This window comes from Sphaerothrix gracilis Ecp01, assembly GCF_030405905.1.
GTDB classification, from domain to species: Bacteria; Cyanobacteriota; Cyanobacteriia; order Phormidesmidales; family Phormidesmidaceae; genus Sphaerothrix; species Sphaerothrix gracilis.
Genome location: NZ_JASATW010000106.1, coordinates 1,033 through 1,772 on the forward strand (window position 1 = coordinate 1,033; position 740 = coordinate 1,772).

General features: G+C 55.0%; 1 pseudogene. It reads right to left on the reverse strand.

Annotated elements, in window-relative coordinates:
* A pseudogene (locus QJQ48_RS27980) lies at positions 1-555 on the reverse strand (hypothetical protein); the annotation flags it as partial.
* Positions 556-740 lie beyond the last annotated feature (185 nt).

The following is a 740-nucleotide window of genomic DNA, read 5'->3' on the forward strand; positions in this document are numbered from 1 at the left end:
ATCGAGTGACAGCCACCAGCTAAAAAAACCTTCATCCCAGGAGCCTGGCTTGGGGTCTGGTATCCGCGTTCTGTAGGCGCTCTCAAGACCGTGTCTGTGGGCAATCTTGAGGCCCACGTTTCTAGAGGGCCTGGGAATGAACAGCCGTGTCTGAGTTTTGGCGGGATGCTCATACTTAACGGGCTTACCGTCTTGGCTGAGCCTGGGGCTATCAGGCTTGAAGCAGCCCCATTCCATCGACTCAAAGCGGCGCAGCGGATCGAGTCCTGAGAAGGCCCAGCCGCCCGTGATAACCGATTGGTAGCGCTCAAAGATGCGTTTGACCGGGGCGGTGACGTACTGGCTAGAGTAGCCGCTGAGCTGGGCCAGCTCGTCACCTGCGAGCCACTCGATAATTCCGTCGCCTGACAAGCTGCGGAAGTTGAGGTCGGCGATCTCAGGCAGAATAGCGCTGCCAACTGTTAGCTCGTGCCAGTGGTGAGGATGAATGTGTAAGGGGCGATCGCGCTCTCGATCCGGGCTGATACAGCATTCCGGCTGAAACTCGAAGGGCATGATTCAAAGTCATTAGCGTTGGGCGATGCAGAAATGAGGCGTTCTCATCACCGGGGCTAGGCTGTGGCGTCATTGGGTTTGCCTGGAAAAAGCCACTTTTAACAAGTCGAAGTGGAAATTTTCAAAAAAAATGGCACAGCAAACAGGCGCACTCTTGTTCAAAACGATCCAATAGCGCTAGTATG